Raw genomic sequence first — 23,673 nt, forward strand, 5'->3', positions numbered from 1 at the left:
AATATAACACACAATGTTTCATATGCTTACTTTTTTTAAGTGGAAGTATAATAAAGCTAAACATAAGAACAATCAATGAAACGAAAAACTCAAACAACTTCATTTTATTTCCCATTATCTTGACTTGGGTTTCATTTAGCTTCATTATCGATTGCAGCTTATCAAATTTTGTTTGACTACTAGAACAACATTACAAACTGAAATAAAAATGAGAGGGTGAAGAGATGATGAAAATACTGGAAAGAAAGTTTAAAAGAACAGCACTATCTATAGCGGTTGTATCCGTTATGTTAGTTCCACAGGCTATTGCACAGGATGATACAGAAGTCATATCAGTCTCTGGAGTGAGAAGTAGCTTGGCAGAATCTTTGTCTAACAAAAAGGAAGCAAAATCTCTTGTAGACTCAATAGCAGCTGAGGAGTTAGGACGCTTTCCAGATGACAATGTCGCAGATTCTCTTTCTCATATTTCTGGTATTACAGTAAGTAGGACCCGTGGTGGGGAGGCTCAGTACGTTAATATTCGAGGCTTAGGACCAGAGTTTAGTATCGTTACCCTCAACAACCGAATTTTAGCGACCGACGATGGAGGGCGTAATTTTGCTTTCGACGTTATCCCTTCAGAAATGATAAGCGGTGCAGATGTATGGAAAACAGTTCAAGCTAAAAATGTTGAAGGCAGCATTGGTGGTGCGGTAAACCTCAAATCAGCCCGCGCATTTGATAATCCAGGCATGCAGGGAGTTGTATCTGTCACAGGCGATTACAATGACCTTTCTGAAGAGGTAGGTAAAAAATTCAATGGTGTATTCAGTAACACTTTTGCGGATGACACTCTTGGCTTTATTGTCAGTCTTAGTTCGTCATCAGGTACTGAAAGAGCTGATGAGATGATAGACAACTATGTGTTTGGCGTAAATGATGGTTTGAGTTATGACGTCAACAATGATGGCACGATTAGTTCAGATGAAGAAAATTTAGTGATCCCGGGGTCATACGCTCTAGGTGCTTATGCCACAGACTTCAAACGCAATGGCCTAACCTCTTCATTACAGTGGCGCCCAAATAGCCGTTTAGAAGTCACTGCAGATGTGATAATAACTCAATTAGAAGCGGACTCTACAGGCTACACTCAATCATTTTATATGGTAGATGCAAGTGCTGCACAAGACCGCCTTACCAACATTGTATTAGATGGTAACGTAGTCACTCAAATGGATATCGCAGATGTGACTATGGAAGTAGTAACATTAGATGAACACCGCACAGTAGATAGTAGTATGTTCGCCTTAAGTGCTGAGTATATGGTAACTGATGATCTAACCATTAAAGGTGATATTTACCGGTCTAGCTCTGAGCGTGATTCAGGAGGAAAAAACACCTTTGTAGTAGCGGGTTCGCCCGGTGCGCACTCAGGTACATATAGCCTAAATGCGGGTGGCTTACCAGATTACATCCCTAACTGGACCGAAGGCCGTAGCTCCGATGACTTTGGAAATGATGACTTTTCACCTCACTGGGCAGCACGTGATGGCAGTGATATAGAAGATGAAGTCACTGGTTACACCTTGGATGGTGATTGGCAATTCAGTCATGACTATTTGGTGAGTGTAGACTTTGGCATTGCATATACCAGTCGAAATAAAACAAATACAGCCTATGATAACTACAGCGCAGGAGCATGTAATTATTGTGGATACCCGTTTACTTTTGGTGAAGTGGGCGCTGATGTTGTATTACCTTTTCCTTACGACAACCTTTTCGACGGCGAATCTGGCAACTTTCCTAGATCGTTCCCTATTTTCAGTATTCCTGATTATGCTTTAGGACTTGCTGCATCTGACGGAATGACACTAACAGACTATAACGGCAACACTCGTACATTTGGCGAAAATGAATCAGCTCTTTGGGAGCCAGTCTACAACCCAGTGAATTCTTATGACATAACCGAAGATACAACAGCCTTATATGCCCAAGCCAATTTAGAAGGTGACAATTGGTACGCAAATATTGGCGCAAGGGTAATAGATACCGATGTGACTGCCGCATATTCGTATAACAACATTCTGTCGATAGACGTTGTTGATCCAGACTCGTCAAATCCTTCATGGGATGTAGAATATTCTGATGGTTCCGCGCAAACTGCAAAAGGAGGTTATACAAAGTTCTTACCTGCGGCCAACTTCGGCATTTACCTGCAAGAAGATTTATTGTTTAGAGCAGCTGCTGCAAAATCACTATCTCGCCCCACAATTGACCAAATGGCTCCTTTAACAACAGACAATGCTCAATCAGGATTATTCACTATGAATATTAGCGGTAACCCTGACATTGAGCCCGTTTACTCAAATCAAATCGATGCTGCATTAGAATGGTATTTTGAAGAGAACAGCTTACTCAGCGCCTCTTTATTTTGGAAAGATTTAGATGGTTTTATCACCTTGAATACCACCAATGTAGTTATTGCAGGTGAAAACTTTACAGTGACTCAGCCAATTAATGGCGATACGGCTAAAGTTAAAGGGTTTGAATTAGGTATTCAGAAGTTTTTTGAAAATGGTTTTGGTGTAACTGCAAGTTATGCTTATACCGACTCTAGCACAGTAGTCGATGGCGTTGATGCCGGAGCACTAGTTGGGGTGGCTGACAATTCTTATTCATTATCTCTAATTTACGAGAAAGACAAAATCAGTACACAAATAGCATTGGACTACACGGGTGAGTTAGTTGCCGATTCATTCAGTCCTCTTGGAGATGACTATCAAAGTACGACGAATGCCGTGTCCATGGTAAGTGCTTCTTTTAATTATAACGTAAATGACAATGCCCAATTGTTCGTTGAAGGAAACAATCTATTAGGCGAGTCAAACCGCACATTCCAAGGTCGCAACGATCTGCCAGGCAATATTCAAGTCTACGGTAGAACCTTAAAATTCGGCGCTCGTTATACTTTTTAACAACAATAGCTGGCAGCAAAATGCTCACCCATTTTGCTGCTATTTGAGTTAATCAATAAAAGTTTCCTCCTTTGTCATGAATAAATCAGTCAATAACATAATCATTGTAGGTGGCGGAACATCAGGTTGGATTAGCGCCGCCATTTTGGCAAAAAAATTTGCCTCAATCCAAGGAGCACCTAAAGTCACCTTAATTGAGTCAAAGAATGTACCTACTATAGGAGTGGGTGAGGGGACCTGGCCCACCATGCGCAATACCTTAAAACGTATAGGCATCACCGAAACTGATTTAATCACCCAATGCGATGCGACCTTTAAACAAGCCAGTAAATTTGAGGGATGGGTAACGGGTGATAAATCAGATGTTTATTTTCACCCATTCAATAGTACTCAGGGATATCCACGTATTAATCTAGCTAATTTCTGGGGGCAAGATAGTGAGATTGACGCTTCATTCTCTAGGGCTGTAAGTTGCCAAGAATCATTATGTGAACAAGGTTTAGCGCCCAAGTTAATTAGTACCGCAGAATACAAAGACTTGGCTAATTACGGGTACCATTTAGATGCGGCGAAATTTGCCTCTCTTTTAAAAAATCACTGTTTAACCAAGCTTAATGTCAAACATATTGAAGACCAAGTCGTCGACGTAAAAACCTGTATAGCAGGAAACATTAGTGCGGTAGTTACCCAGCATCATCAAACTGTGCACGGAGACTTATTTATAGATTGCAGTGGTTTTTCAAGTATTTTGTTAGGCAAAGCACTTGATGTGCCGTTTGTCTCTAAACAGCATATCCTTTTTAACGACAGCGCCATAACCGCACATGTTCCATATGCGAGTGAAGACCAGTCTATTCCTTGCTTTACTCGTTCTAGCGCCCAACCTGCAGGCTGGATATGGGATATCGGTTTACCCCACCGCCGAGGTGTGGGGTATGTTTATTCAAGCCAGCACTGCTCTGACACACAAGCTAAAAAGCAGTTACAGATGTATATAGGTACTCAATCAGTACCCACTGAATTTCGTAAAATTTCATTTAAAGCGGGCCACAGGGAGGTATCTTGGAAAAATAATTGCGTAGCCATTGGACTATCTGCTGGCTTTCTCGAGCCTTTAGAGGCATCGGCATTAATGTTTGTAGAAACCGCTGCCACTATGCTCGCTGACCAATTTCCGGCTACGTATGAGTCTATGCCGAGTTGTGCCAAGCGGTTCAACCATGCTTTTATCTATCGATGGCACAGAGTCATTGATTTTCTCAAACTACATTACGTTTTGAGCCAACGCTCAGAACAATATTGGCGTGACAACCGCGAAGCCAGCTCAATACCAAGCTCATTGCAAGCGCTACTAGAAGACTGGAAACATATGCCTCCCTCAGATATTGACTTTGCTAGTCAACTAGACATATTTCGAGCCCCAAGTTACCAATATGTACTCTATGGTATGGGTTTTAAAACTAACTTTGCCGCCGCCAAGCACACATTAGACAATTCAGAACTTGCGAATAAATTTTTTGACTTGAGACAACAGGAACAACAAAAACTTTCTATTAGGCTACCTAAACACAGAGAATTAATAGATAAAATTCATCAGTATGGATTCATGGAAATTTAAGATGGTAAATTCTCATATACAAGCCCTAAATCCTAGCACCCACAAAGACTTAAAATTGAATGTCGACCCTCTATTTACCTACACTAAGTCTATTCAGTTTACTCCATTACATGTAAATGAATTTGCTCCAGCCAGCACCTGTTACCCAATTTACTTCATTAAGGATAGAGCAACGGGAAAGCTATTTAGTGTGGCATTATTCGGACTAGAAGAAAAAGAAAACCTGTTCTTCGGCGATACACAATGGCGGGCAAGTTATGTTTCTGAAAGTATGCAATGTTGGCCTTTTACTATGGCAAAAACATCTGACAACCATTGGTCACCCCATATCGATACCAGCAGCCCACTGTTATCCAATGATCAAGGGCAGCTACTCTATAAGTCCGGTCGCCCTAGTGAAACACTAAACACCACCTTGCAGCGTTTACAGCAATCCTATCAACAAAAATTGCAGAGCATGGCATTCGTTGAATGGCTTTTGGAATTAAAATTGCTGAAACCTGTGCGTTTAGGTATGAAATATTTGTCTGGTGAAAAAAGTATCATTAATGGGATGTACAGCATCGACGCAAGCGCTTTACAGCAACTCCCACCAGACGCACTAAGCTTGGGCCATCAGCATGGATACCTAGCACCTATATATACGTTACTTGCATCTCATTACAACTTATACGACTTAATCCGTCTTAAAAAAACATTTTCAAAGCGACCTATTAGTTCACTACAGCTTATTGAGAGCGAGTGAAAATTTTATAATAAAACGATGTTTATATTTTCTAACGGATAATAAATAGCATGTTATGGAGAAAAAAATGAAATCAAAAAAGTGGCTAGTATTTGCCTTGATCACCACCTTATCTTGGGGTTTATGGGGGGCGATGACAGGCTTGTTCGCAGATGAAACCATCCCTTCTACTTTGGTCTATTCAATATGGGCACTAACGATGATCCCCCCCTGCCTTATTGCTCTAAAGCTCATTGCTTGGAAACTAGATTATGATAAACGCTCAGTGATACTTGGATGCTCAATTGGCTTACTTGGCTCCGGTGGCCAGATGTTGTTATTTCAAGCCGTCAATGTAGGCCCTGCTTATTTAATATTTCCCATTGTTTCTCTTTCTCCCATTATCACCATTGCCTTATCTTTTGGGCTGTTAAGGGAACGCACCGGAAAGCTTGGGGCATTTGGTATAGTGTTAGCGCTCATAGCCTTACCTTTATTTGAATACTCGACTGGGCCAGCAGAGTCTCAGAGCCAAGGTTTGCTGTGGTTTGCCTTAGCTTTATTTGTGATGGCTGCTTGGGGATTACAGGCATTCTTTATGAAATTCTCGAATGAAAGCATGAGTGCTGAAAGTATTTTCTTTTACATGACAATCACCGCACTAGCACTTATCCCAGTGGCATATGCCATGACGGATTTCACTCAAGAGATAAACACCAGTGGCTCGGTATTATTAACCACTGCAGGCATCCAAGTACTGAATTCGATTGGCGCACTTTGCTTGGTCTATGCGTTTAGACACGGCAAAGCTATTTTAGTGTCGCCTCTAACAAATGCGGGTGCTCCCCTTATATCAGCAGTGCTGGCCATTATATTAATGGGTGTCGTTCCCTCAGACGCAAAAATGCTAGGTATTGCCTTGGCAATCATAGCCGCTGTTATTCTCGCCATTGAACCCGAAGACAAAGACAAAATTGAAAAGCACTAATCTTTCAATTTTACAATAGGACGTTATTATGAAGATGACACTGCAAAAGAATGTGGTAATTTTGTTGTTCAGCAGTTTGCTGACATTAAGCATAATTGGATGCACTCACACCAGCCAATCATTAGTAGAGAAAAACCACGCTAGGCCACAAACTACTTACACAGTCACGAACGAATTAATTAGCATTGAGTTCGACCAAAATTTACACAGCCGAGTCATCTCTAACCTAGATGGCACCATGCAGAAGCTTGGCAATTTTCAAGCCAGTGAATATGTAATTTTGGAAGGGGGCAAGGTCATCAGTGAGTTTGCTTTTATAAGTCGTTCTGAACATGACATTGACACTGAACTAGGCCCAGGAAAGCAAGTTACTATACTTGGGGATTCGACTTTAGGGTTACGAAAAACAATCTTAATAAGACGTTTCGATGCATATCCTTCGATGCTATTTTTCAGCCTGATTTATGACAACACCTCAGACCAACCGATGAAAATTATAAAGTGGGTCAATAATCACTACGCACTGACTAGCGATTCAGATAATACGTCACAACAAGCTGCATTTTGGTCATACCAAGGGGCTTCATTCTCTGACAGACGTGATTGGGTTATGCCTTTAAAACCTGGCTTTTCGCAACAAAATTATATGGGCATGAATGCTTCAGATTATGGTAGCGGTACAGCAATTTCGGATATATGGAGAAAAGACATAGGGCTAGCTGTAGGTCATAGTGAAGTGAACCCTAAACTGGTAGCGATTCCCGTTAGCTACCCAGAAAATAGTCACGCTGCGCAGTTACACATAGAGCTAGAGCAAACCGTTCGGCTGGCTCCAGGACAATCGACTCAAACAATTGAAACCTTCGTCAATGTGCACAAAGGCGACTACTACGCCACTCTCAAAAATTATCGAAACACTATGGCTGATAAAGGCTTAAAAATGGATGACATTCCCGATTCAGCCTACGAATCCATATGGTGTGCATGGGGTTACGAACGAGATTTTAGTGTTGACGAAGTGCTGGCCACTCTGCCTAAAGCCAAAGAAATGGGGTTAAAGTGGGCTGTATTAGATGATGGTTGGCAAACAGCAGAAGGTGACTGGTATTTACACCCAGAGAAGTTTCCGAATGGCGACAAAGATATGCAAGCCTTTGTAAAAGAAATTAACGACCAAGGTTTAAAAGCTAAGTTATGGTGGGCGCCATTAGCAGTGGATCCAGGTACCGACTTATTACATGAACATTCAGATATGCTACTCCTTGACGAAAACGGTGCAGTGCATGATGTGACGTGGTGGAATAGCTTCTACCTCTGCCCAGCCTATGAAGGCACCATTGAATATACCAAAGAACTGGTTAAGAAAATGATGGGAACTTGGGGTTATTCAGGGTTAAAGATTGATGGCCAACACCTAAATGGGGTTCCCCCTTGTTATAACCCTAAACACAATCATGCATCACCAAACGAATCTGTAGAAAAATTAGCCGAATTTTGGAAAATGGTGTACGACACGGCCCTTGAAATAGACAAGCAAGCGGTAGTTGAAATATGTCCATGTGGCACTTCTTACGCGTTTCATAACTTACCTTACATGAACCAAGCCGTTAGCTCAGACCCACTGACATCTTGGCAAGTTCGGCTCAAGGGCAAAACATTAAAAGGATTAATGGGAGAGTCTGCCCCTTATTATGGTGACCATGTCGAATTAAGTGATAACGCCAGTGATTTTGCTTCGTCATTAGGTATAGGGGCAGTAGTAGGAACGAAATTTACTATTCCTTCAGGAAACAAAGCTGCTGAAGCCTTTCTGTTAAATACCCAGCAAGAACAAGAGTGGGGTAAATGGATTGCTTTGTACAACGAAAAAATGCTGCCTAAAGGTGAGTATCTAGGTGAGCTTTACGATATTGGTTTTGACCTACCAGAAGCTCACGCTATCGCCAAAGGTGAGCGCCTATACTATGGGTTTTATGCCAAACAGTGGAATGGTGATATTGAACTGCGCGGTTTACAAACCGGTCACTATCAAGTCTATGATTACATCAATGACCAAGATCTAGGTACAGTCACTGGGCCCAATGCAATGTTAGAAGTAGCGTTTAATGATTATCTGCTACTCGAACTCATTCCCATCACTCACTAGATAATTAGGAATTAAGGCCATGAAGTTAGCTATCTTATTAATACTGTTTACTAGTGTAGGACTAAGCAAGCAGGTGAATGCGTTGGAAGTTGGTGATCTCGCTCCCAATTTTTCGCTATCATCTATGCATAATGAAAATGTTGTTAAACTAAGCGATTTTGCAGGAAAAGTGGTGTATCTGGATTTTTGGGCCTCTTGGTGTGGCCCTTGTCGAACCTCATTCCCTATTCTGTCTAAACTTTATCAAAATTACCACGCACAGGGGTTTGAAATCGTATCGATTAACTTGGATGAAAAACCTAAGCTCGCCGAAGCATTTTTGCAACAATATCCAGTATCTTTTGAGCATCTTAGTGGCTTTGGCTCCGAAGTTGACAAAACTTATGGTGTTAATGCCATGCCTACCGGTATATTCATTGATGCCAAAGGAAAGGTAAGACTTATACATAGGGGATTTAAACCCAACCATAAGCCATTTATTGAAGCTGTTTTACAAAAATTAATTTCTGAAGTGTAACTCAAACCTATAAAGTTGAAAGGCAGCCAAGCGAAGTGAAACCCTTTATTGAATAAAAGTTTCATTGTGGGTATGATATCGACCAAAACACTTAACACCGAAAGAACCATAAGGAAATTTAATGCGCGATACTAGCCAAAGACGAGTAGAAATATCTAAAATGCTCAAAGATAAAGGCAGTGTTCAAGTGCCTGCCCTAGCTAGTATATATAACGTATCAACTGTCACCATCAGAAAAGATTTAAGGTTCTTGGAACAGCAAGGCATTGCCACTCGTTCATACGGTGGCGCGATGCTTAAAGAAAACGGTATTATCGAAACTGAAGTCACCGTCAATGATAAACAAACTTTACACGCTGAAGAAAAATCATGCATAGGAACGGTAGCGGCTGACTTAGTTAAAGATGGTGACTCTATCATTTTAGATTCAGGTTCTACTACGCTACAAATAGCCACACACTTAGCCAATAAAGAAAATGTAACTATTGTGACTAACGGCTTAAACATTTTGAATGAACTGTCCCATCATGAAAAACTTAATGTCATGTTATTAGGCGGCACCCTTAGGCGTAAGAGCCAGTCTTTTTTTGGAAGTTGTGCAGAAAACACCTTAAGAGATCTACATGTAGATAAACTATTTTTAGGGGTAGATGGCTTCCATATGGAACGAGGGATCACCACTCATTTTGAGGCGGAAGCTCTACTTAATAAACTTATGTGCAGAGTGGCAAGTGAAGTAATCGTCGTCACTGACTCTTCAAAGTTTGGCCAAGTTTGCCTGCATAAAATTTTAGAGCCCGCAGGTGTTAGAAGAATAGTGACAGACCAAAATATCCCTCAAGACTATTTAGATGGCTTGAGACGACTAGGAATAGAAGTCACCATTGTAGAAATCTAAATTTGTTAGTCGTCAATAAGGGAGCATTTAGAGGGTTAAATGCTCTCAGACTAAAAATCACGCTAGTGCCACTATTAACCAGTAATTCGTAAAGAAAGTTATACACTTCCGCTAAAAATCCTTATACCTATCTCTAGGGGTAGGCTATTCAACCACAACGCTTTGTGTAAAATCCGCGCCAAAGTTACCCACTCAAGAAAAGACGAAGGGATGCCCACATGAATTTTCCAAGCCACAGATTTTATGAAGATCTAATCGCATTGTTTTGTGCTGGAGTTTTAGTGTCTTTTGGCATTGTTTTATTTGAAAAACACAACTTACTTACCGGTGGTACTGCGGGTATTGCAATCATAGGTACCCACTTAACTAGCCTTAGTTTTGGTCTGTTATTTTTTCTAGTGAACATTCCCTTTTACTACATTGCATGGACACGTTTAAGTAAACGTTTCACCATTAACACCTTTATATCAGTGACTGTGGTATCGGTTATGACAGAGAAAATGGGCTCTTTTATCACTATTTCTGATATTGAGCCGCTCTTTTCTAGCATAGTAGGCGGGATATTAATTGGTGTCGGTGTGTTAATCATGTTCAGACACAAATCTAGCTTAGGAGGCCTAGGAATTTTAGCGCTGTACCTGCAAAATAAATTCAATATTCGCGCAGGTAAATTTGGGTTGTTGATAGATGCATTGATTTTATCTTCATCGATTTTTATTTTTAGCTTTGACTTGGTTATTCTCTCTATTTTTGGAGCAATAACCTTAAACCTACTCGTTGCCGTTAATCATAAACCGGGACGTTATCAGGCTTACATTGAACCTAAAAACGAGTCTAAAATAACCGACACAGCGACACAGACCTAGACGTTAAAACGGCTTAGAAATTCAAGGCGTATTTTATCCCCAATTGGGCCCGCGTGTTGTCATCATGCACTTCAAATTTAGCGAACCAATCTAAAGGTACAAAATTTAAGCTAGACTCAACCTCTATAGCTAGGCCATGGCCCGTGGCTAAAAAGTCTTCGGTGAGTTCGGCTCTAGCTCCAAAGCTTTCAGACACATAGCTGTAGTAGCCAAACACCTCCAGCTGTTGCGAAAACAACTCCACAGTACTTGCTGCACTAAGCACCAATTTTAATCCGTCAGACGAGACGTTATGGATAAGCTCTGTTGCGTAGGTTACACCTATGCCTGCTTGGTAACGCACTTCACCAGACGCAAAATTATCAGTCAATAGATGCTCTGCGCTTACCTCAAAACTAAAATGGGAGTTAATATTTCCTGAGTATTCTAATTCAAAAAAATTAAGGTCTTTGGCTAAATGTAAAGCTGAGCTAGCTTGGGTATTTTTAAGTTCACCAAACACAATTTCAAACTGCCCATGAGCCACATTTTGCACGTGGCGTAAGCCTTTAATCCAACCATCTTTCGATAACCCAGTAGATGAAACCCTACCTTTATAGGTAGGCAAAACCCCTAGCTCAGTTTTACCATCTTTGGATGCGTAGCGTAAAAATAACCGCCGTAAATACAAATTGTCACTGACACTATGGTTGAAAGTATTATGACTAGACGAAAAACTATCACCGGTTACCGCAAAGCCATTAACACTCCAATCGCTGTTTTCACCGAATACCAACGACAGATAAGCCCGAACACGATATTGATAACGCAAGTCTTTACCAGAACGTTCATCTAGCCTTATCTGCGTATCGAGTTTTCCAGAAAACTCAGCACTATTAGCCACACTAAGAAATAAAAAGCCTGAAAACCAAAACGGCCAAAGCAGCTTGACCTGCTTTGGCCGTTTTAATGTGGTTAAGGAATCATCTATAATTTGAATAAACAAGATCCTGCAAGTTAAGTGAGGTCGATTAGCTTAACGCTCTTAGCATCCAAGCTGTTTTCTCATGAATTCGCATTCTATCAGAGACAAGCGCCGCAGAAGACTCATCATCAGCTTCTTGAGCTGACACTAACACTTTACGGCACGTCTTCACTACAGCTTCGTGGCCAGCTAATAAGATTTTTACCATTTCAGTACCAGAAGGTACACCATCAACCTCTGCAATTGAACTCAACTTAGCGAACTCTTTATATGTTCCGGGTGCCGCCACGTCTAGGGTACGAATACGTTCTGCGATATCATCTACAGCAACGGCTAGTTCGGTGTAATGCTCTTCAAACATTAGGTGAAGCTCTCTGAACTGTGCACCTGTTACGTTCCAATGAAAGTTATGGGTTTGAAGATACAAGGTATATGAATCAGCTAACAAACATTTTAAACCTTGCGCTATGACTTCTCTATCTTGTTCGTTAATACCGATATTAATTGAACTCATGATTTTGTACTCCTATTTGATTGGATAAAAGCATAGACCTTGCGGAGTCTTTTAACCATTGAGTAAAATTAAACTTCAGATTCTATAAAACCTATCAATAATCAAAAAATGCCAGCTAACCAAGACTGAAGATACTCTGAGTATTCCATATTAAGCGAGATCATCAGCTTGCAAATAATTGCTCAATATCTTGAAATGCCTTAAATTCTAGAGCGTTTCCACAGGGGTCAAGGAAAAACATGGTGGCTTGTTCGCCAACCTGCCCTTTAAATCTTATATGGGGTTTAATCACGAACTCCACAAGGGCAGACTGCAATTTTTCACTTAACACTAGCCAATCTTGCCACTCAAGTACCACTCCAAAATGCGGCACAGGTACGGCATGATTATCAACTAAATTATGCTGGGGTAAGCTAGGCATTTCAGCCACTAAATGGGTAACCAGTTGATGACCAAAAAAATTCCAATCAATCCATTGTGGGGAATTGCGACCTTTGGAACAGCCTAACAATTCCCCGTAGAAAGCTTCTGAATCTTGCAAACTCGTTACAGGAATAGCCAAATGAAAAGGAGCAACTGACATATGTATACCTAAAGTAATTTTTTAAGAATTTTAAATTTTTTCGATGTGAAAGGCGGGTACCTAAGGGGCACATCAAACCAAAAACTGCGCTTCATTACTGTTTTCAAATGACTAAAATTATCGAAGCCTGTTTTACCATGATAGGCTCCCATACCGCTGTTTCCTACACCGCCAAAGGGTAGATTAGGATTTGTGGCAAACATAAAACCATCATTCACCCCCACCATACCCGCACTGGTTTGCTGCAGCACAGTTTGCTCGAAATCCTTATTTTTTGTATATAAATATAGAGATAAAGGCTTTGCTCTTTTGCTTACAAAAGGCACAGCTTGTTGGATGTTCTCAAGGGTGATAATAGGCAAGATAGGGCCAAAAATTTCCTGCTCCATTAATGGACTGTTTAAAGCAGGGTCAAGCACAATGGTGGGTTGGATATAGCTTGAATCAGCATCGCTATCACCGCCAAAGACTATATTTTGCTCGTCAAGGTATGTAATAAGACGAGAAAAATGCCGAGCATTTACGATTCGGCCATAATCATCACTTTTAGCAATATTAGCGCTATAAAATGCTTCAATCTTTACTTTTATAGCCTCAATTAATTGAGGTGCAAAAGACTTTTCTACCAATACATAATCTGGGGCCACACAGGTTTGCCCCGCGTTCATAAACTTGCTCCACACAATTCGTGAAGCGGTTACCTCAAGGTCAGTATTGCTATCAACAATACATGGACTTTTACCACCAAGCTCAAGGGTAACAGGAGTTAAAAACTCAGCCGCAGCGCGCATCACAATTTTGCCCACCACTTCTCCGCCAGTGTAAATAATGTGATCGAATTGGTTTTGCAGCAATTCAGAGGTTTCATCTACCGCCCCCTCAACCACAATCACTGCTTGTTGATCTAAATACTTAGGAATTTGCTGCGCCATTAAAGCTGAAGTATTCGGCGACAGTTCTGATGGTTTTATCAGTGCGCAATTTCCTGCAGAAATCGCTGCAATCAAAGGCCCCAATACTAACAATAGTGGGTAATTCCAAGCACCGATTATTAGCACTGTACCTAAAGGCTCAGGTAGCACATAACTTTTACCCGGTTGCGCCACAATGGGTGTAGAGACATGGCGGGGTTTCATCCATTTTTTTAGATGTTTAACTGTATGCTCAACCTCGCTGACCACACCGCCTAATTCAGCCGTCCATGACTCCATGTCGCAGCGGCCTAAGTCTTTCTGTATTGCGGCCAAAATTTCGTCCTGATGCACTAATACCAGCTTTTTAATTTGCTCAAGCTGCGCTATACGCCACTCTATATTTTTTGTATGGCCTGCAGCAAACGTCTCACGTAAGCCTTCAACTTTAGGCCCTATAAGAGATAAGTTGGTGGTGCATCTATCGGAAGGAAAGTCGGTTAACATAGCTCACTTTTGTCTCTAGTACATTTAAGAAACCATGTTAACCCACATTGTTAGCTAGATAAAATTTACAACTGACGAAAAGCCACGGAAGTTTGAGCACCCAATTACACTTGATTGGCTTGCTCTACTAGGGTGAAACTACTGTTTTCTGCCCCTTTAACAAAGACAGTACATTGCCCCCAACTTTCTGGGATCGTCCAAGTCAAATCATTAGCTATGGTGCTACGAGAGCGTTTGTTATCACAGCGAATTTCCATTTCATCTAACTGGCCATTTACATTAGTCATGGAAAAACTATTGCGACTTAACTTATGGGTCCAATTTCTACTGCCTTGCAATGTGGCCTGTCGGGCAATGGGTTGCTCGCCAGTTAGCACGTCTTTAATTTTAGCCACATACACCTCTAAAGGTTTTGCAGCCTCAGCCCCATTTTTCGATTCAACTAAATGTTTATAGGTTTCTAATGCTGCAAGTAGTTGATTATCTTGTAGTTGTAGCACAAACAAGCGAGATTGAAGATACTGATAGTTTTGCGTACCTAAGGCATCCTCTCCACTTAATACTCCTCGAAAACTAGATGCCAATTCACGGTGACTATCTTTGGTGGCATTCGCGAAATTTGCATCTAGCAACCAATACCAAGCACTCTCAGTTCGGTTCCATAATTTATTTTCTTTAAACTCCTGCAAACCTAGCTCAGCACTCACAAAGTCCTGCTCGGCAATAGCATTGGATATTTTCACATACTTGTTACGGAATTTTCGGCGTACGCCAGAATCTTTATTATTGTCTAATTTAAAGTCTAGTTGTACTTGAGTTTGACACTGCTCAATGGCTTCACCATCTCGGGTGGCTGGGTTATATTGCCACTTTTCAACAGATCGCAAGGCTGCCTTTTCTAAACTAGCAATGCCGCTAGAGTCTGTGACTATCGGGTCTAACACTTTGCCATCGTCACCAATCACAAAGCTCACTCGCACCCAACCTTCTTGCTTAAGCATTGCAGCATTCATTGGATATTTAGGAGGCACTCGTTCAATAGGCTCAGCCGCAATTACCGTATCAAAAATTTCGGCTTTTACAGGGCTTTCTGCCTGACTTAAAAGAGGTAAAACCAATAAACCTAAAAGTGGGTATTTCACATACAATCCTTATTTGTCTTAATACGGTATAAAAAAATACCAAAGTAATCACAGATCTACAATACTATGACTCTCATTTGCAGGCACAAAAAAGGCTGCATATAGCAGCCCTTTTTAAACAAAAAATAGAAACTATTTATGCGTCAAATGGGTGACGTAATACAATGGTTTCGTTTCTGTCTGGTCCAGTAGAGATTATATCGATTGGCACGCCTGTCAACTCTTCTAGGCGCTTAATATAATTCTTAGCCGCTTGAGGTAGCTCATCATACTCTGTTACACCGAACGAGTTTTCACTCCAGCCAGGCATTGACTCATATACAGGTTCAATTAGCTCATAACCGTCTGCGGCCATAGGTGGTACATCGCTGATGTTACCTTGCTTGTCTTTGTAACCTGTACAGATACTTAAGCTTTCAAGGCCATCAAGTACGTCTAGCTTAGTTAAACAAAAGCCTGTAATTGAGTTAATTTGCACGGCTCGTTTCATGGCAACAGCATCAAACCAACCGGTACGACGCTTACGGCCCGTAGTGGCACCAAATTCGTGACCTTTAACACCAAGGTGTTGGCCAACTTCACAGTCAAGTTCAGTTGGGAAAGGGCCAGAGCCAACACGCGTAGTATAGGCTTTAACAATACCCAACACGTAATCAAGGTTTAACGGCCCAAAGCCAGCACCGGTGGCAACGCCACCCACAGTAGTATTTGAAGATGTTACATAAGGATATGTACCATGATCAATATCTAGCAAAGTACCTTGTGCACCTTCAAACATAATACAGTCGCCACTCTCGCGGGCTTTGTCTAAGACGTCTGTTACGTCTACTACCATAGCTTTTAAAATATCGGCTACTGCAAGTGCATCTGCTAGAACTTTCTCATAACTTACTGGCTCTACTTTATAATAGTTAGTCAGCATAAAATTATGATACTCAAGTATCTCTTTAAGTTTTACAGCGAAATCTTCTGGATTAAACAAGTCACCCACACGTAAACCACGACGAGAAACTTTGTCTTCGTAGGCTGGACCGATTCCGCGACCTGTTGTACCAATTGCTTTGTTACCGCGCGCTTTTTCACGGGCAACGTCAAGTTCGATATGGTACGGCAGAATTAACGGGCAAGCTTCACTGATACGTAAGCGTTCTTTAACGGGAACACCTCGCTCTTCGAGCATAGCGGTTTCTTTAAGGAGTGCTTCTGGGCTAAGTACTACACCATTTCCGATAACGCAGGTTACGTTTTCACGCAAAATACCAGAAGGGATTAAATGTAGAACTGTTTTTTCGCCATCGATTACCAAAGTATGACCCGCGTTGTGGCCTCCTTGATAACGCACTACATACGTTGCCTGATCTGTTAGTAGATCAACAACCTTACCTTTACCCTCGTCACCCCATTGGGTTCCGAGTACAACAACATTTTTAGCCATGGAATTGGATGGGTCAGAAAAATTAGGCGAGGATTCTACCAAAAAACATTGAGCAGCTAAATAGCTAAATCGTGCAGCTTATAATCAATTTAACGGAAATATGACTGGATAAAAAAGGGCTAAATGAGATACAGCAAACTTACCAAGCCAATTGTGACTAAAACTCTCCCTGTAGTTTTTAACTGATTTGAGGGCTGCAATGACATCTGCAATAAATATTGCTGCCATTTTTTAGTAAATAACATAGGCCCAAAACCCTCAATCACTAACACTGCAGCCAATGCTATTAGTAGGGTGTCGGTTAAGGTGTAACTCATAAAATGGTGCTCAGCAAAATAATGAAGGGCACAGGTTAACCCATTCTATGTATTAAGCCCAATGCATCACTCTATCAAATATGACTATCAACCACTCCTTCAGGATTAAACTTATATCCCACTCCCCATACGGTTTGTACGATTTGTGGTGAGGTAGCATCGGCTTCTATTTTAGCGCGTAACCGGTTGATATGAGAGTTAACAGTATGCTCATAACCGCTATGGTGATAACCCCAAACCGTTTCTAATAGTTGGCTACGATTGAATACTTGATTAGGATGACTCGCCAAATGATGCAATAATTCAAACTCTGTGGCAGTCAACTCTAAGGTGTTGTCTGCCAGTACCACTTGGTGATTTTTCTGATTGATTTGTAAGTTACCAATAGTCAATATTTTTTCATCACTAGTTGGCGTAGCCTGACTAGTTACGTTTTGCATCACATGCACTTTTCGTAGTTGCGAGCGCACTCTTGCCTGCAATTCGCGGGCGCTGAATGGTTTAGTCATATAATCGTCAGCCCCTAACTCTAATCCTAACACCCTGTCGGTTTCAGAACTTTTGGCAGTCAACATAATGATCGCTTGTGAAGGCTTTTTATCACGCACTTGACGGCAAATATCTAAGCCACTCACCCCTGGCAACATTACATCGAGTATCAACAAGGAGTAATCATTTTGTGTCGCGAGCATTAATGCTTGAGCGCCATTTTCCTGAATGCTAACTTCAACCCCCAACTCTTGTAAATTAACACTTATTAGCTCTGCAATATCACGGTCATCTTCGACTAACAACACTGTGTCAGACATATTATTCACTCCTACTACTTTTTATTTGAGTCAAAACTAAAAAACGCTCAATACTTTAATATTGAGCGTTTTTAGTTAGCTCAATACCTTATTCTGTGCGCGTTACAACTATACTCACAGTTGGGTTGTCAAATTTATGGTCAACAGTTAATACAGATGTTGATAAACCGTCATCACTTGAAACAACACCAGGATGCATGGCTACATAACCTGTATCTGTGCGATTAGGGTTATAACCTTCACCACCAGCAGCAGGACCAGGAACAGTTTCTGCTGACTCTGAATTTACTTCAGTACCCGCATCATAAGCTCTACCCACTCCGCTCCAAGTATCACCCACTTCTAGAGTACTTAAGTCTAGAGCATTAAGACCGGTAAACGCATCATTTGTATTCCCCAACATAGCGGTTATTGACAAATTTGCATCGGTTACATCTTGAATTGTTATCGTAACTGTCTCATTTTCACCAGGCAAAATGGGGCCAGTACCTGAAGCAGAAGTCATTCCTAAACTTAACATGCCTTCACTCATACCGCTTTCAGCTAACTGTTCTAGCTCAACCGATGCAACCTCGCCCACAGTAAAAATAGAATCATCATCAGCGTGCAGCACAGCTGCTATTGGTGAAACCGGCTGTCCTTTAGTCAAGTTAGTTACGGTAATTTCATAACTTACGTCAACAGGAACAGGCTCAGGTGCCGGCACTTCCACAATCACTTCTACCGGTACTTCGACTTCTCTGACATCATCGCTACAGGCACTAATAGCAAGGGGTAAGGCTAATAGTAAGGCTGAGCGAAAAGGTTTATTCTTAAATTGATTTAACATAACAGTCTCCTTAGTTAACGGTTACTGTTACTTTGGCAACAGGGTTTAACCAACGGTGAATAGAGTTAGTAACATCACTAGCGCCATCTGTTAAAGAGTCATCACCAATATTACCTGGGTGAATATGTACAGTAGCATTAGCTTCTGTAGACGCTACACCCGAACCACCCGTACCTAGTGTTAAGAAAGGTGGAGCTGGCATACCCGGCATACCTGGCTCACCGCTACCGATCAACTCATCATTGGCTTCGGTACCCGCATCGTAAGCATTTAAGTAAATAGTGTAAGTACCTACTTCGGTTGGGATTTCCCAATTATCTAAACCGATAAAACCATCGTTAGAAGGTAAAATCATCGCAACGACAGATAGTACACTGTTGCCATCTGTGGTCATAAAGGTCCCAGCAACTTTTTCAGTTGGCGCTAAAGGTCCAGCAGTAGGCTCAGCTAACATGTCAGCACCTATTGCTGTAGCTACTGTAGTAATACCAGCTAAACTGCCACCTTCTGCCATTTCTTGAATCTCTGCACTGGCCATTTCACCTACTTCAAATAAACTAGTGTCAGGCGTGTGTGCAACAGCTGCGATAGGCGTAAAATAAAGCCCTTGAGTAATGTTTTGAATTTCAACTGTGACATCGGCTGCCATTGTTGGTAGGGCAGTCACAGCTAAGGCAGTGGCTGCACAGAATTTTTGTAAAGTTTTCATTAATGTTTCCTCGCTAAAGAATGATGTGTTGTTAGAACGAGGAGAAGTGTTACAAACAAGTATCCCGAAAGTATCACGAAAAAAGTACAAATTTCTAAAGCAAGTAAATTATCGAAAATACCTATATGCATTAAACAAGATTAATGCCGTAGCATGACCGATGAACATACGATATGATACATATCACTACAAAACATATATTGATATTATGGGCATCGTAAAAATATCCAACGAACTTCACGAAGAAGTACGTAAAAACAGCACAGTGATGGAACGCTCTATCAACTCTCAAGCAGAATTCTGGCTTAAAATAGGTAGGTTAGCGGAGCAAAACCCAACCTTAACCTATGAAGAAATCCTGCGCCGTGAAATGAAAACTCAAAATGTCACCTCAGTGAAGCTAGTTAATGAGTAACCTATTAATTAAATCTCCACAGCAAATCACCTTAATGCGCGAATCGGGAACGTTATTAGCTCGAGTATTTAGGGCATTAGATGAATTTATAAAAGCAGGAATTTCCACCATGGAAATTAATGATTTTGTGGAAGACTATATAGTTAATACTTTGCAATCTAGGCCTGCAAGTAAAGGGCAATACGGCTATCAATACGTTCTAAACTCATCAATCAACGAAGTGGTTTGCCATGGCGTACCTTCACCAGTCAAAAAGTTAAAAGAACGAGATATTGTTAATATCGATATTACCCTAGAAAAAAATGGCTATATAGCAGACAGCAGCAAAATGTACACTATAGGTGAGGTTTTACCTCTGGCTCAGAAATTAGTAGATGTAACCTACGATGCCATGTGGCAAGGCATTAAGTGTGTAAAACCAGGCGCCACCACAGGTGATATCGGCCATGCGATTCAGGTTTATGCCGAAAAACACGGTTTTAGCGTAGTACGTGAATATTGCGGCCATGGCATTGGTAAAGACATGCATGAAGATCCACAAATTCTGCACTTTGGTACACCTCATACCGGTTTAGCCTTACGAGCAGGCATGATATTTACCATAGAGCCGATGATTAATCAGGGGTCGTATCGTACTAAGCAGAAGAAAGACGGCTGGACAGTTATTACCCGTGACAAAAAACTATCAGCACAATGGGAACATACTATTCTCGTTACCGAATCTGGGTATGAAGTACTCACCCTACGGCAAGAAGAAACATCACCACTATAAGCTTGAACTGGCTTTTATTTTTAAGCTGGTTTATTTTTGATAGCCACTTAGCTACCAACTGAAAAGTACGTATGCAGAACACATTATCAATACGCTCTTACAGCCGACAAAAAGTCAAACATAGTCACGGTTTTCATCAGGTTGTATTACCTCTACGGGGGGTAATACATCTTGAAATTGATAAGTATAAAGGCAAAGTAGCACCGGGCGAGTGTGTGGTAATAACTGCACTGAGCCTGCATCAATTCACCGCCGAAACCCAAGCTAGGTTTGTGGTCGCCGATTTAACTGAGTTACCTAAAAATATCGCCACAGACCAATCTAGCGTATTTGCTATTAATGCGCCTTTATTGCATTTTTTAAGCTTTGTAGAATCACAGCTACAACACCAAGTGAACAAAGAGTTAGAACAAATGTGTTTCAACACCCTATTTGCTTTATTGGGCGAACAGCGTCAGGTTAAACAGATAGATCAACGACTGCAAAACGTTATTGAACATATAGACACACACATCAGTGACGTTATGCCTATAGAAGCCCTCGCTCAAATAGCCTGTTTAAGCCCAACTCAATTCAAAAAGCTATTCAAAGCACAGCTAGGGATCCCCCCCATGCAACATGTCATTAAACTGCGTATGGAAAAAGCCCAAGCGCTACTTATTCACACAGATTCTCCCCCCCATATCATTGCCGAGCAAGTGGGTTATTCAGACTACACCGCTTTTAGCCGCCGCTTTACTCAGCACTTTGGCTTGCCCCCTTCTAAAATATCTAATTAATCACATCCTTAAAAACTTCACATAATTGCGTCTGGCTGGCACTCAAAAGCGTCTTAACTGCAATATTTCTTGCTAGCAGTATAGGTAAACTAGTCACACTAAATATTAGGGCTTTAAAAGTTCTAGAGTATTGTAAATATAGGAAGTGAACCTTGAGAAATAACGCCACAGGCGCGGTTATCTGTATCATAATTGCCTGTTCTTTATGGGCAACCACAGGCACAGCAGCCAACTTTGCTCCTAGCATTAATCCTCTAGCCATAGGCGCTTTTGCCATGGGTGCCGCCGGTTTATTGCTGTTGATAACCGCTTTTAAAACGGTACTAAAAGAGCGAGTTAAACTCATTAAAGTACCCGTTCTATTAGTACTTGGAGGCATATCTATCGCTATCTATCCCCTAGCGTTTTACAGTTCAATGAAACTCGCCGGTGTAGCAATAGGTACTATGGTGTCTTTAGCATCAGCACCTTTTTTCTCAATAGTATTTGAGCGTCTTATTAACAAAAAAATCATTTCATTACGCTGGATGGTTAGCTTTGCGTTTGGTGTGCTAGGCGTTGCTTTAATCGCTATGGGCAAGCAATCACATGGGCAGCAAACGCTTATCAACAACACCGAATATTTAAGGCTAAGTGCCACCCACTTTGGGGTGATTTTGGGGCTTATCGCAGGATTAGCCTATGCCGTGTATGCATGGGCTGGCAAACAAATGATTGACCAAGGCATTAGCTCAAACGCCTCTATGGCGAGTATGTTTGGCTTTGCCTCAGTGTTATTGTTGCCTTCGTTATTCATTACAGGTGACAATTTGTTCGCCACCCCAACAAACACAGTCGTATCTATTTACATGGCTGTGGTCCCTATGTTCATTGGCTACTTATTATTTGGTTATGGCTTAAGGCATATTGAAGCCAGTAAAGCGACCTTGCTCACTTTGTTAGAGCCGGTGTTAGCCACCTTGCTGGCGGTAATAGTGGTGGGTGAGAAATTTAATAGCTGGGGCTGGTTGGGTATGGTACTAATTCTAGTGTGTTTAGCGTTGCAAATCGTGAGAGTCCCAATAAAGCTAGGCGGTAGACAGGCTGTTTAGATGCGCTGCACATAATGGGCATGCGTTACACGCACAAGGTATCGCCGCGACATATGCATTCGCTAGGCTTCTTAACAAGTACCGACTTACATCCATTGAGCTGACTCTCAAAGATACTGTTAAGGTATATGTTGAAGGTATCTAAGCCCAAAGTAATAAGCCAATAATAAAAAAGAGAGGATCTTGATGGATGAAAAAAAAATAGAGAGTATTGGCACCAAAATAATACAGCTATTATCTGTGCTTTTATCACTTGCATCTTTGATATTAGGTGTGCTTTTTTTGAGTAACTTTGATGCTCAAAGCATGATGGTAACTTTTATGGCTGCATGTCTAACATTAATAGGTTTGGTAGGGCTTGTGAGTGTAGTTATTTTTTACGTTAAAGGCACAAAAGCAAGTGCCTAATCAGCATAACCACTACCTATGGCTCTAAAGGGTAGTTCTAATTCAAGTTCAGGTACTTGCAACCCCACCCACTGTGGGAAGGTATTACTATTTGGGCCAGGAAATAGCGTATATTCATTCGCCCATGGGTAACGATTTATCGCTGCGGTGACTTCGGGTATCAACTGTTTAGCTTTAGCTCCGTGAATAGATAACACTTTATCGGGCCTAGCACCGTACCAATAGCGGTCTGGCGTTGTGGTTTGATATTGCTTTAGGGCAGGTAGGCCACGTTTTACTCGCCAACCTACGACTTCATACACTGTATATTCAGCAGCATCTTCAGGTTTAACGGCAATCCACGTATGCACTGCAAACCAGCCGCGCCAGCTAAATGCGTCTGCAGCATAAAATTCAATCACGGCGTCTTTGGTGATGGCAGGGTTTACTGCCAAACCTGCAGGCTCACGACTGGCTTCTCTCCAATTGGTGTTTGAACAAGCAGCTAACATTCCAATCAGCACGGTAATAATGGCTATTTTTCTCACAATTAATCCTATGTAGACTAAAATGGTTCAGAAGGATTTCGACTTTATTTGACTTCGTGTCAACACATGACCCTGTGATACCAAACTATATTTCAACCTAAGTTATTAACACGTCTAGTAATATGGCCAATTATAAAAATTCATATTTATTTAATTGATTAAGACCTTAATCTTGGTACTCTTATATACAGGTTTTGGTTAAAAAACCGCCACTCACGGATTGAACTACACCATAAATTTAATTGTT

Annotated in this window: 24 protein-coding genes; 13 read left to right on the forward strand and 11 right to left on the reverse strand. The window is 41.3% G+C overall.

All coding sequences use genetic code 11. The features are described 5' to 3' along the window. Window positions 1–224: 224 nt before the first annotated feature. From ABJE44_RS18865 to ABJE44_RS18900, 8 genes are all read left to right on the forward strand, one after another. Complete coding sequence (locus tag ABJE44_RS18865) at window positions 225–2,957, forward strand: TonB-dependent receptor (RefSeq protein ID WP_348110959.1); 2,733 nt, start codon at window positions 225–227, stop codon at window positions 2,955–2,957. Window positions 2,958–3,033: 76 nt separating this feature from the next. Further along, complete coding sequence (locus ABJE44_RS18870) at window positions 3,034–4,575, forward strand: tryptophan halogenase family protein (RefSeq protein WP_348110958.1); 1,542 nt, start codon at window positions 3,034–3,036, stop codon at window positions 4,573–4,575. A gap of 1 nt (window position 4,576) precedes the next feature. Next, window positions 4,577–5,320, forward strand: a complete 744-nt coding sequence (locus ABJE44_RS18875; protein ID WP_348110957.1) for a SapC family protein — start codon at window positions 4,577–4,579, stop codon at window positions 5,318–5,320. 67 nt (window positions 5,321–5,387) lie between these two features. Continuing rightward, window positions 5,388–6,287 carry a DMT family transporter gene (locus ABJE44_RS18880; protein ID WP_348110956.1) on the forward strand — a complete coding sequence of 300 codons (900 nt, stop codon included), beginning with the start codon at window positions 5,388–5,390 and terminating at the stop codon, window positions 6,285–6,287. A 28-nt stretch (window positions 6,288–6,315) separates the two neighbouring features. After that, window positions 6,316–8,433, forward strand: a complete 2,118-nt coding sequence (locus tag ABJE44_RS18885) for a glycoside hydrolase family 36 protein (protein WP_348110954.1) — start codon at window positions 6,316–6,318, stop codon at window positions 8,431–8,433. A 19-nt stretch (window positions 8,434–8,452) separates the two neighbouring features. Continuing rightward, a complete protein-coding gene (locus ABJE44_RS18890; protein ID WP_348110953.1) occupies window positions 8,453–8,950 on the forward strand; it encodes a TlpA disulfide reductase family protein in 498 nt (165 codons plus the stop codon). 121 nt (window positions 8,951–9,071) lie between these two features. After that, window positions 9,072–9,848: a transcriptional repressor AgaR gene (agaR, locus tag ABJE44_RS18895; protein WP_133469868.1), complete on the forward strand. Its 777-nt coding sequence runs from the start codon at window positions 9,072–9,074 to the stop codon at window positions 9,846–9,848. Window positions 9,849–10,066: 218 nt separating this feature from the next. Beyond that, window positions 10,067–10,714: a YitT family protein gene (locus ABJE44_RS18900; RefSeq protein WP_348110952.1), complete on the forward strand. Its 648-nt coding sequence runs from the start codon at window positions 10,067–10,069 to the stop codon at window positions 10,712–10,714. Between the two features lie 13 nt (window positions 10,715–10,727). On the opposite strand, the gene ABJE44_RS18905 is transcribed toward ABJE44_RS18900, so the two are convergent. From ABJE44_RS18905 to ABJE44_RS18950, 10 genes are all read right to left on the reverse strand, one after another. Beyond that, window positions 10,728–11,699, reverse strand: a complete 972-nt coding sequence (locus tag ABJE44_RS18905; protein WP_348110951.1) for a hypothetical protein — start codon at window positions 11,697–11,699, stop codon at window positions 10,728–10,730. Between the two features lie 25 nt (window positions 11,700–11,724). Beyond that, a complete protein-coding gene (locus tag ABJE44_RS18910) occupies window positions 11,725–12,192 on the reverse strand; it encodes a Dps family protein (RefSeq protein WP_348110950.1) in 468 nt (155 codons plus the stop codon). Between the two features lie 163 nt (window positions 12,193–12,355). Beyond that, window positions 12,356–12,775 (reverse strand): VOC family protein, encoded by a 420-nt coding sequence (locus tag ABJE44_RS18915; protein WP_348110949.1) that lies wholly within the window; start codon window positions 12,773–12,775, stop codon window positions 12,356–12,358. Between the two features lie 8 nt (window positions 12,776–12,783). After that, window positions 12,784–14,193 carry an aldehyde dehydrogenase family protein gene (locus ABJE44_RS18920; protein ID WP_348110948.1) on the reverse strand — a complete coding sequence of 470 codons (1,410 nt, stop codon included), beginning with the start codon at window positions 14,191–14,193 and terminating at the stop codon, window positions 12,784–12,786. A 104-nt stretch (window positions 14,194–14,297) separates the two neighbouring features. Next, window positions 14,298–15,335 carry an energy transducer TonB gene (locus ABJE44_RS18925; protein WP_348110947.1) on the reverse strand — a complete coding sequence of 346 codons (1,038 nt, stop codon included), beginning with the start codon at window positions 15,333–15,335 and terminating at the stop codon, window positions 14,298–14,300. Between the two features lie 136 nt (window positions 15,336–15,471). Next, window positions 15,472–16,770 (reverse strand): adenylosuccinate synthase, encoded by a 1,299-nt coding sequence (locus ABJE44_RS18930; RefSeq protein ID WP_348110946.1) that lies wholly within the window; start codon window positions 16,768–16,770, stop codon window positions 15,472–15,474. Window positions 16,771–16,889: 119 nt separating this feature from the next. Then, entirely contained in the window at window positions 16,890–17,087 is a 198-nt protein-coding gene (locus ABJE44_RS18935; RefSeq protein ID WP_348110945.1) for a DUF2065 domain-containing protein, read from the reverse strand. A 74-nt stretch (window positions 17,088–17,161) separates the two neighbouring features. Then, window positions 17,162–17,896 (reverse strand): response regulator transcription factor, encoded by a 735-nt coding sequence (locus ABJE44_RS18940; RefSeq protein ID WP_133469877.1) that lies wholly within the window; start codon window positions 17,894–17,896, stop codon window positions 17,162–17,164. Window positions 17,897–17,984: 88 nt separating this feature from the next. Next, window positions 17,985–18,725: a spondin domain-containing protein gene (locus ABJE44_RS18945; protein WP_348110944.1), complete on the reverse strand. Its 741-nt coding sequence runs from the start codon at window positions 18,723–18,725 to the stop codon at window positions 17,985–17,987. Between the two features lie 10 nt (window positions 18,726–18,735). Then, the gene (locus ABJE44_RS18950) at window positions 18,736–19,434 is read right to left on the reverse strand and encodes a spondin domain-containing protein (protein ID WP_348110943.1); all 699 of its coding nucleotides are present in this window, start codon (window positions 19,432–19,434) and stop codon (window positions 18,736–18,738) included. Window positions 19,435–19,642: 208 nt separating this feature from the next. On the opposite strand from ABJE44_RS18950, the gene ABJE44_RS18955 reads away from it, so the two are divergent. The 5 genes from ABJE44_RS18955 (at window position 19,643) to ABJE44_RS18975 (ending at window position 22,899) form a co-directional block, all read left to right on the forward strand. Next, window positions 19,643–19,849 carry a ParD-like family protein gene (locus ABJE44_RS18955; RefSeq protein ID WP_348111088.1) on the forward strand — a complete coding sequence of 69 codons (207 nt, stop codon included), beginning with the start codon at window positions 19,643–19,645 and terminating at the stop codon, window positions 19,847–19,849. Further along, on the forward strand, window positions 19,842–20,621 hold the full coding sequence (map, locus tag ABJE44_RS18960; RefSeq protein WP_348110942.1) for a type I methionyl aminopeptidase: 780 nt from the start codon (window positions 19,842–19,844) through the stop codon (window positions 20,619–20,621). Before ABJE44_RS18955 ends, map begins: the two co-directional genes overlap by 8 nt. Window positions 20,622–20,692: 71 nt before the next feature. Continuing rightward, entirely contained in the window at window positions 20,693–21,400 is a 708-nt protein-coding gene (locus ABJE44_RS18965; protein ID WP_348110941.1) for an AraC family transcriptional regulator, read from the forward strand. 152 nt (window positions 21,401–21,552) lie between these two features. Continuing rightward, window positions 21,553–22,491 carry an EamA family transporter gene (locus tag ABJE44_RS18970; protein WP_348110940.1) on the forward strand — a complete coding sequence of 313 codons (939 nt, stop codon included), beginning with the start codon at window positions 21,553–21,555 and terminating at the stop codon, window positions 22,489–22,491. Window positions 22,492–22,677: 186 nt separating this feature from the next. Continuing rightward, entirely contained in the window at window positions 22,678–22,899 is a 222-nt protein-coding gene (locus ABJE44_RS18975) for a hypothetical protein (RefSeq protein ID WP_348110939.1), read from the forward strand. Here the strand turns inward: ABJE44_RS18975 and ABJE44_RS18980 are convergent. Then, entirely contained in the window at window positions 22,896–23,390 is a 495-nt protein-coding gene (locus ABJE44_RS18980) for a DUF3750 domain-containing protein (RefSeq protein ID WP_348111087.1), read from the reverse strand. The two genes, ABJE44_RS18975 and ABJE44_RS18980, sit on opposite strands and share 4 nt — an antisense overlap. Window positions 23,391–23,673: the final 283 nt, after the last annotated feature.

Source organism: Paraglaciecola sp. (assembly GCF_039942875.1).
Lineage (GTDB): Bacteria > Pseudomonadota > Gammaproteobacteria > Enterobacterales > Alteromonadaceae > Paraglaciecola.